The following is an 8,420-nucleotide window of genomic DNA, read 5'->3' as shown; positions in this document are numbered from 1 at the left end:
GTGATGCTGGTCATACTTCGTCTGCTAGCTCGTTGTTTTTGAACAGGGAAAGTCCGCCACCCTAGCCTTGCACTTCTAGCTTCGTCGGCCGCGTCAGATGGGTATAAGAGACAGCCCCCCGCTGCACCCGACCAAGGGGGCTGTCGCGAGGCATCGTGCGGCCGGGTGGAGTGGCGGGTTTCGCGAGGCTCTGCCGTTGCAAAGCGGGGCTTGCGGAGGTCGACCGGTCGTTTCGTCCCATAGGCAAGGACGGAGAGCCGCAACGCCCAAAATCCCCGCGCGCGGAGCCGGGCGGCGCGAGATCGGCGCTGCATCGACACCTCGACATCGACACTCGACATCGGCACGCGGCAAGGACGCGCGCCACCCGGCTCCGCGCATCCCCTTTCGGGGGCTATCGTGCGAAACCCCGCGGCTCAGGCCGGTCGGGGGTTTTGGTGTGTGCAATGGCGAAGGGCGCGGGGAACCCCTCTCCTGCATCGAAGTCGGGTCTACCCGACTTCGACACTCAAGGTGCTGATCTCGGGCAAGCCCGAGATCAGTGAGGCAGGGGAGAGGTGCTGGCCCCTGGACCAGTGGAACTCAAATCTCCGAGCGACGCAGCGGTGAGCTCACGGCCACAGCGTCAAACGGCCGACCCCTCACCCTGCCCTCTCCCTACGGGAGAGGGTTCCCCGCGCTATCGCGGCAACCGCCAGGCGGCGGCTTCAAGCCCTCAATGCGCCCGCGCGACGCAGAAATCGACGGTCTCGTTCAGCGCCTGCTTCATGGCTGAGGCCGGGAACAGGCCGAGCGCGTCCTTGGCCATCTTGGCGTAGTGCTCGGCGCGCTGGATCGTGTCGTCGAGCGCGCGGTGGCGCTTCATGATCGCCTGCGCCTCCTCGAGATCACCGTCGCGGACGTCGCCGTTCTGCAGCGTGCGCGTCCAGAAGGCGCGCTCGCTGTCGCTGCCGCGCCGGAAGGAGAGCACGACGGGGAGCGTGATCTTGCCCTCGCGGAAATCGTCGCCGGTGTTCTTGCCGAGCTTGGCTGCGACGCCGCCATAGTCGAGCGCGTCGTCGATGAGCTGGAAGGCGATGCCGAGATTGAGGCCGTAGCTGCGGCAGGCGGCGGCGTCGGCCTTGGAGCCGTTGGCGATCACCGGGCCGACCTCGCAGGCGGCGGCGAACAGCTCGGCCGTCTTGCCGCGAATCACCGCGAGATACTCGTCCTCGGTCGTCTGCGTGTTCTTGGCGACCGAGAGCTGCAGCACCTCGCCCTCGGCGATCACGGCAGCCGCCGTGGAGAGAATGTCGAGCGCCCGCAGCGAGCCGACCTCGACCATCATGCGGAAGGCCTGGCCGAGCAGGAAATCGCCGACGAGAACGCTCGCCTCGTTGCCCCAGAGCATGCGGGCGGCGAGCTTGCCGCGCCGCATGTCGCTCTGGTCGACGACGTCGTCATGCAAAAGCGTCGCGGTGTGCATGAACTCGACCGAAGCCGCGAGCTTGACATGGCCCTCGCCATGGTAGCCGCACAGGCCCGCCGTCGCCAGCGTCAGCATCGGCCGCAGGCGCTTGCCGCCCGACGAGATCAGATGGTTGGCGACCTCGGGAATCATCGTCACGTCGGAGCCGGTGCGCGACAGGATCATCGCGTTGACGCGCTCCATGTCGGCGCGCGTCAGGGCGACCAGGTTCTCGATTCCCGCCTGGGCGGCGCTTGAGCCCGCTTCCTTCTCCTCGAACGCGACGACGACGCCCATATCCATCCACTCCGGCGGCCTGCGCAGCTTGGCGCGCGCGCTACAGCCTTGCCACAACCGTCGCATGGGTGACCAGCCCCCGCACATCGGCAATGACGCCGCAGGCCCGGTCCGGAGGCCCAATCAGGGCTTGCGCGCCCACCCCCGGATGGGCTCCATCAGGCCATGCATGAACTCCTCCGCACCAACGACATCGTCCTGCTCGGCGCCATCGAGGCGCTGCTCGCCTCGGCCAATCTGGACTGCCTGATCGCCGACCAGCACATCAGCGCGCTGGAGGGCATGATCGGTGCCTTTCCGCGCCGGCTGCTGGTGCGCGAAGCCGACCGCGCCCGTGCCCGCGCCTTGCTCACCGAAGCCGGTTTCGGAGCCGAATTGCGCGATGGATGAGATGCTTCCCGGGCTCGGCGAAATCGTCGAGGACCGCCTGCTCGACGGCCGCCTCCTGCTGCGCCAGCCAAAGCGCGGCCATCGCGCCGGCAGCGATGCGATCCTGCTCGCCGCCGCCGTGCCCGCTCTCGGCGAGGGCCCGCTGCTCGACATCGGCGCCGGTGTCGGGACGATCGGTCTGGCCGTGGCGCAGGCGCAGCCCGGCCTGCGGGTGGTCCTGCTCGAGCGCGACCCCGACCTCGCGGCGCTCGCTGCACAGAACATCGCTCTCAACGATCGTGCGGACCGGGTGTCGATCGTCACCGGCGACGTGACCGGCCCCGCCGCCGCGCTTGGCCTCGCGCCGGCGAGCTTCGCCTGCGTCGCGATGAACCCGCCCTTCTATCCGCCGGGCGGGACCAGGGCCTCGCCCGTCCCGAACCGGCGCGCAGCCCATGTCGTCGAGGGTTCGCTGGAGCCCTGGTTCAGGGCGGCGCGCCGCCTGCTGCGGCCCGGCGGGCGGCTCGTGCTGATCCACCGGGCGCAGGCTCTGGCGGAGATTCTGGAGGCCCTCGGCACTGGCTTCGGCGATGTCGCGATCCGGCCGATCCACGCGCTGGCGGACCGCCCGGCGATCCGCATCGTCGTGAGCGCCGTTCTGGGCAGCAGAAAGCCGGCAGAGTTGCTGCCGGCTTTCGTTCTCAATGCGCCGGGGGGCGGCTTCACCCCGCAGAGCGAGGCGCTGCACCGGGGCAGGGCAGGCCTAGCGATGGAACCGCTTTCTATGGAACCACTCGCGAGGGACCCCCTGGCGACGACGGCCGAGACCGGGCCGCCACCGCCAGGCGCCGATCAGTAGTAGTAGCGCGGCCCGTAGAGCGGCACCGGCGGCACGAACAGCGGCGGCGGGCCATAGAAGCGCGGCGGCCCGTAATAACGGCGCGGACCGTAGTAGCGCGGCGGGCCGTAATAGCGGCGCGGACCATAATAGCGGCGCGGGCCGTAATAATACTGCGCCTGCTGCAGCAGGCCGGTCTCGGCCTGGACGCTCTGGCCGGCCGCGACCGGGGCGGCGTTGGCGGGCGCGGCGACAAGCGACAGGCCGCCCAGGGTCGTCGCAGCCGCGAGGGCGAGAAGTGTCTTGCGGAACATGATCGTGATCCTCCTCGTTAGGGCGCCGCCAGCCTGCGCTGCGCGGTCTGCCGCCGTCCTGAGTGGCAGGGTTACTGCGATGTTCGAGCCTACTTTGACGTTCGGGCCTGAGCTGACGTTCAAGCCCACTCTGAACTGAAGTCTTACACCCCCAAAACTGAACGGCACTTGGTCGCGCCGTTCAGTCTGTCTTCAGATTGAGGCGCCATCTCGGCAGCCGGCGCCGGACTCAACGGCAGACGCGCACCGGGCGTACGACCCAGCCATAGCCGGTCCAGACGCGGCGCTGGGTGACGAAGCAGCGTGGGCGGTAGGCCGGGCGGCCGTAATAGCGCGGCCGGCCGTAGTAGCGGCGCGGGCCATAATACTGCGCCTGCTCGACAAGGTCGCCGGACGCCGGCGCGGTCTGGACCGTCCCGGCGGACACCGGCGCGGCATTGGCCGGGGCGACGATGAAGGCGGACGCGGCGAGGGTCAGCGCGCCGAAGGCCGCGGCGGCGATGCGGGATGACAGCATGGTATTCTCCTACTCGACTTGCGTGCCGCCGATCCGGCTCAAGCGCTCGCCCCGAACGCCGCGGATCCAGCGGATGATCGGACGTTACAGCGCGGCCGATGAACGGAAGATGTCCGGCCGCTCATGGGCAGGGCCATCGCTTGAAGGCGTGGCTTGTTTCCCTTCCCCCCGCTTGCGGTGGGGAAGGGTTAGGGATGGGGGGCCGCAAAGCCGGAGCGCTCTCCTTGATCGTCTCGCCGAGCGGTACTGCCCCCCCACCCAACCCTCCCCACCGCAAGCGGGGGGAGGGCTTGCGCCCGCCACCATTGCTGCGCCAGCTTCCAGGCGATCGCCTTGTGCTCATGCTCCCGCGCTTGACCGAAAGCACTGCCAGCCCCTAAGCACGCGGCCATTCCCGTCATTTGGAAGGCTTCGACATCGTGTCCGCTTTCGCTTCGCACTCCGCCGCGACATCGCCCGCGATGGACCCGACGCGCTCCTTCCAGGGGCTGCTGCTGACGCTGCAGCGCTTCTGGGCGGAGCGCGGCTGCGTCATCCTGCAGCCCTACGACATGGAGGTCGGCGCCGGCACCTCGCATCCCGGCACGATGCTGCGCTCGCTCGGACCCAAGCCGTGGAACGCGGCCTATGTCCAGCCCTCGCGCCGCCCCAAGGATGGCCGCTACGGCGAGAACCCCAACCGGCTGCAGCATTACTACCAGTTCCAGGTCATCCTGAAGCCGAACCCGCCCAACCTCCAGGAGCTCTATCTCCAGTCGCTCCAGGCCATCGGCATCGACGTGCTCCTGCACGACATCCGCTTCGTCGAGGACGATTGGGAGAACCCGACACTCGGCGCCTGGGGGCTCGGCTGGGAGTGCTGGTGCGACGGCATGGAGGTCAGCCAGTTCACTTACTTCCAGCAGGTCGCCGGCATCGAATGCGCGCCGGTCTCCGGCGAGCTGACCTATGGCCTCGAGCGCCTCGCCTGCTATCTGCAGAATGTCGAGAGCATCATGGAGCTCAACTTCAACGGGCTGGAAGGCGACGAGAAGGTCACCTACCGCGACGTCTTCCTCCAGGCCGAGCAGGAATACTCCCGCTACAACTTCGAGCACGCCGACACCGCCGCTCTGTTCCGCCGCTTCGCCGAGGCCGAGGCCGAGTGCCGCGCTTTGCTCGACAAGGGCGAGAGCGGCGAGCGCCACCTGATGGTCCAGCCGGCCTACGACCAGTGCCTCAAGGCCGGTCACAGCTTCAACCTGCTCGATGCGCGCGGCGTGATCTCGGTCACCGAGCGCCAGAGCTACATCCTGCGCGTCCGCGAACTCGCCAAGGCCTGCGGCGCCGCCTGGCTGAAGACGGCGGGCGGGGGAGCGGCGGCTACCTGATCTCGACGATCCGCTCGCCGGCCTGCAGAGCCGCGACGATCTCCGGCAGGGCCGGTTCCAGCGCCCGCCACAGTGCCGCATTGGTGACATTGCCGATGCGGATCCAGATGACCGCCACGCCGGTGGCATCCGACCGCGCGAGTTGCACGAAATCGATATCCTTGGTGATCAGCGCATCCGCCAATGCGGGCGCCTGTCGCCAGATGGCGAGGTCGCTGGCTCGCCCAAGTCCGATGCGGTCGACATGGCTTGCCTCGAACCCCGCCGCCACGAGCCGCTCGGCCAGGGCGGGCGGCAATTGCGCGTCGTTCAGAAAGCGCGGCGTCACGCAGCGGTGATGACGCGATGGTCGATCTGGGCCGAGGCATAGGCCAGCGCGGCCGCGATGTCCTGTTCGGTCAGATAGTCGAAATCGGCCAGGATCTCGGCGGGGGTGGCGCCGCCTGCGAGCATGTCGAGGATGTCGGACACCCGCATGCGCGTGCCGGCGATGACCGGGCGGCCGCCGCAGATTCCGGGGTCGGACTGGATGCGCGCCAGCGCGCTGTCAGGGTTGGATGCGGGCATCCTCGATCTCTTTTGTGAGCGACGGCTCTCAAATCTACACCAAAACCCGCATCGGGACAGCTTGCCTCCGCCGGCCTGAACGCGCATTGACATCGCGTCCCCAGATGCCAAGAAGCCGACATGCCTGATCTCCTGCTCGAACTCTTCTCCGAAGAGATCCCCGCCCGCATGCAGCGCAAGGCGGCCGATGACCTTCGCAAGCTCGTCACCGATGCGCTGGTCGAGCGCGGCCTTGTCTATGAGGGCGCCAAGGCCTTCGCCACGCCGCGTCGGCTGACCCTTCATGTCGCCGGCCTGCCCGTGCGCGGCAGCGACATCCGCGAGGAGCGGAAAGGTCCGCGCGTCGGCGCGCCCGATGCGGCCGTGCAGGGCTTCCTCAAGGCGGCGGGCCTGACCTCGCTCGACCAGGCGACGATCGTCAGCGACCCCAAGAAGGGCGACAGCTATATCGCCATCATCGAAAAGCCGGGCCAGGAGACGATCGCCGCCATCGCCGAGATCGTGCCCGCGGTGATCCGCAGCTTCCCCTGGCCGAAATCGATGCGCTGGGGCAAGGCCTCGGCGGCCGGCGCCAGCCTGCGCTGGGTGCGCCCGCTGCACGCCATCCTCTGCACCTTCGGGGCGGAGACGGAGGAGCCCGAGGTGGTGCCCTTCGAGGTTGGCGGCATCGTCTCCGGCAACGTCACATATGGCCACCGCTTCCATGCGCCGGGCGCCATCACCGTGCGCCGCTTCGACGACTATGTCGCCGCGCTGGAGAAGGCGCGGGTCGTGCTCGATGCCGACCGGCGCAAGCAGATCATCCTCGCCGATGCGCAGACGCTGGCCTTCGCGCAGGGGTTGGAACTTGTCGAGGACGAGGGCCTGCTGGAGGAGGTGGCGGGGCTGGTCGAATGGCCGGTCGTGCTGATGGGCTCCTTCGAGGAGCGCTTCCTGGACATCCCGGCCGAGACGATCCGCGCGACGATCCGGGCGAACCAGAAATGCTTCGTGCTGCGCGATCCCACGACGGATGCGCTGGCCAACCGCTTCCTGCTGACCTCGAACCTGATCGCCAGCGATGGCGGCGCCGCCATCACCGCCGGCAATGAGCGCGTCGTGCGCGCGCGCCTCTCCGACGCCGCCTATTTCTTCGAAACCGACAAGGGCCCGCTGCCGGACCTCGACACGCTCAGGGACAGCGCCGAAAAGCTTGGGCTCGATCTCGCCAAGCCGCTCGACCAGCGCATGGCCAAGCTCGACAAGCTCGGCGTCGTCTTCCACGCCAAGCTGGGAACGCAAGGCGAGCGCGTGCAGCGTATCGCGGCGCTGGCGCGCGAACTCGCCCCGATCGTCGGCGCCGATCCCGATCTCGCCGAGCGCGCCGCCAAGCTCGCCAAGGCCGATCTGCCGACCGAGATGGTCGGCGAGTTCCCCGAGCTGCAGGGCCTGATGGGCCGCAAATACGCCGAGCTTCAGGGCGAGCACCCGTCCGTCGCTGCGGCCATCGAGGAGCACTACAAGCCCCTCGGCCCCTCCGACCGCGTCCCGACCGACCCGGTCTCGGTGGCGGTCGCGCTCGCCGACAAGCTCGACACGCTGGTCGGCTTCTGGGCCATCGACGAGAAGCCGACGGGAAGCAAGGACCCTTATGCGCTGCGGAGGGCGGCGCTGGGGGTTATTCGGTTGGTGGTCGAGAATGGGGTGCGGTTGGACTTTCGAGCCACCCTACCACAACAGGTCGCACGTTTTTTCGTTGGAATGCGGCTGAAGCAACTCAACGCTGCCTTCAATCGTGTGCAGGATGTGGCTGATGCCAGCGTCGATGTTCAAATTCTGGAGCCGGTTGCAGAGGCCATCCGCATTGAAGGCTCAAGAGCCGGATTCGAGGCATTTGGGAAAGAGACGGCTCCGCAAGCGTATGACGCCTACACCGACCTCCTTTCCTTCTTCCACGACCGCCTGAAGGTCATGCTCCGCGACCAGGGCGCGCGGCATGATCTGGTCGATGCGGTGCTGGCGGGCGCGGGCTCCCCTTCTCCCCTGGCGGGAGAAGGTGGCGCGGCGCGCAGCGCCGTGACGGATGAGGGGGCGCGCGACGCTTCCGATGTTGGCGCTCTTCAGACACAAGCCGGAGAGGGCACGGCGCCCCCTCATCCGTCTGCTGCGCGGACACCTTCTCCCGCGAGGGGAGAAGGGCAGGTCGGCGCCTCCGACGACCTCCTCCTCATCACCCGCCGCGTCGGAGCGCTCGGGCGCTTCCTTGAAACCGAGGACGGCAAGAGCCTGCTCGCCGGCTACAAGCGCGCCGCCAACATCCTCAAGGCTGAGGAGAAGAAGGACGGCGAGGGCGCTTTCGCGGGCGCGCCCGACCTCGGTCTCATCGCGGAAGCCGGCGGGATCGAGGAGAAGGCGCTTGCCGTCGGTCTCGACAAGGCCGGCAAATCAGCCGCAGCCGCCGTCGCGGCGGAAGACTATGAAGGCGCGATGTCGGCGCTGGCGGAACTGCGCCCGGCGGTCGATGCCTTCTTCGACAAGGTCACCGTCAACGACGCCGACCCGCGCTTGCGCGAAAACCGGCTGAAGCTTTTGAACCAGCTTCGCGAAGCCACCCGCGCCGTGGCGGATTTCGGGCGCATCGCGGGGTAGGGTCGCGCTCGCGCGGCGGGCAGGGCGCATCCCCTTCCCCCCGCTTGCGGTGGGGAAGGGTTAGGGATGGGGG

The 8,420-nt window shown here is 68.4% G+C and carries 9 protein-coding genes; 4 read left to right on the top strand and 5 right to left on the bottom strand.

Annotated features, from left to right (window positions below):
* Positions 1 to 715: 715 nt before the first annotated feature.
* On the bottom strand, positions 716 to 1,744 hold the full coding sequence (locus tag AE618_RS23130) for a polyprenyl synthetase family protein (protein ID WP_054211436.1): 1,029 nt from the start codon (positions 1,742 to 1,744) through the stop codon (positions 716 to 718).
* A gap of 165 nt (positions 1,745 to 1,909) precedes the next feature.
* Here AE618_RS23130 and AE618_RS23125 point away from each other — a divergent pair, with 165 nt between their 5' ends.
* Positions 1,910 to 2,134 carry a DUF2007 domain-containing protein gene (locus AE618_RS23125; RefSeq protein WP_054211435.1) on the top strand — a complete coding sequence of 75 codons (225 nt, stop codon included), beginning with the start codon at positions 1,910 to 1,912 and terminating at the stop codon, positions 2,132 to 2,134.
* On the top strand, positions 2,127 to 2,972 hold the full coding sequence (locus tag AE618_RS23120; protein WP_248310990.1) for a tRNA1(Val) (adenine(37)-N6)-methyltransferase: 846 nt from the start codon (positions 2,127 to 2,129) through the stop codon (positions 2,970 to 2,972). Before AE618_RS23125 ends, AE618_RS23120 begins: the two co-directional genes overlap by 8 nt.
* Here AE618_RS23120 and AE618_RS23115 read toward each other — a convergent pair.
* Together AE618_RS23115 and AE618_RS23110 are read right to left on the bottom strand one after the other, a co-directional pair.
* On the bottom strand, positions 2,966 to 3,265 hold the full coding sequence (locus tag AE618_RS23115) for a hypothetical protein (RefSeq protein WP_054211434.1): 300 nt from the start codon (positions 3,263 to 3,265) through the stop codon (positions 2,966 to 2,968). The two genes, AE618_RS23120 and AE618_RS23115, sit on opposite strands and share 7 nt — an antisense overlap.
* Positions 3,266 to 3,494: 229 nt before the next feature.
* Positions 3,495 to 3,782, bottom strand: a complete 288-nt coding sequence (locus AE618_RS23110; RefSeq protein ID WP_054211433.1) for a hypothetical protein — start codon at positions 3,780 to 3,782, stop codon at positions 3,495 to 3,497.
* A gap of 461 nt (positions 3,783 to 4,243) precedes the next feature.
* Here AE618_RS23110 and AE618_RS23100 point away from each other — a divergent pair, with 461 nt between their 5' ends.
* Positions 4,244 to 5,152, top strand: coding sequence for a glycine--tRNA ligase subunit alpha (locus AE618_RS23100; RefSeq protein ID WP_054211437.1), 909 nt, complete (start codon positions 4,244 to 4,246; stop codon positions 5,150 to 5,152).
* Here the strand turns inward: AE618_RS23100 and AE618_RS23095 are convergent.
* Together AE618_RS23095 and AE618_RS23090 are read right to left on the bottom strand one after the other, a co-directional pair.
* The gene (locus AE618_RS23095; protein WP_054211431.1) at positions 5,145 to 5,480 is read right to left on the bottom strand and encodes a DUF5615 family PIN-like protein; all 336 of its coding nucleotides are present in this window, start codon (positions 5,478 to 5,480) and stop codon (positions 5,145 to 5,147) included. The two genes, AE618_RS23100 and AE618_RS23095, sit on opposite strands and share 8 nt — an antisense overlap.
* Positions 5,477 to 5,719, bottom strand: a complete 243-nt coding sequence (locus AE618_RS23090) for a DUF433 domain-containing protein (RefSeq protein ID WP_054211430.1) — start codon at positions 5,717 to 5,719, stop codon at positions 5,477 to 5,479. Before AE618_RS23090 ends, AE618_RS23095 begins: the two co-directional genes overlap by 4 nt.
* 120 nt (positions 5,720 to 5,839) lie before the next feature.
* On the opposite strand from AE618_RS23090, the gene glyS reads away from it, so the two are divergent.
* Positions 5,840 to 8,347 (top strand): glycine--tRNA ligase subunit beta, encoded by a 2,508-nt coding sequence (glyS, locus tag AE618_RS23085; RefSeq protein ID WP_054211429.1) that lies wholly within the window; start codon positions 5,840 to 5,842, stop codon positions 8,345 to 8,347.
* Positions 8,348 to 8,420 lie beyond the last annotated feature (73 nt).

Origin of the sequence: Allobosea vaviloviae (assembly GCF_001298265.1) — a bacterium.
In the GTDB taxonomy this organism is placed as follows: domain Bacteria; phylum Pseudomonadota; class Alphaproteobacteria; order Rhizobiales; family Beijerinckiaceae; genus Allobosea; species Allobosea vaviloviae_B.
The sequence above is the reverse complement of the archived record's forward strand: the minus strand, read 5'-3'. Positions and strand labels throughout refer to the sequence as shown.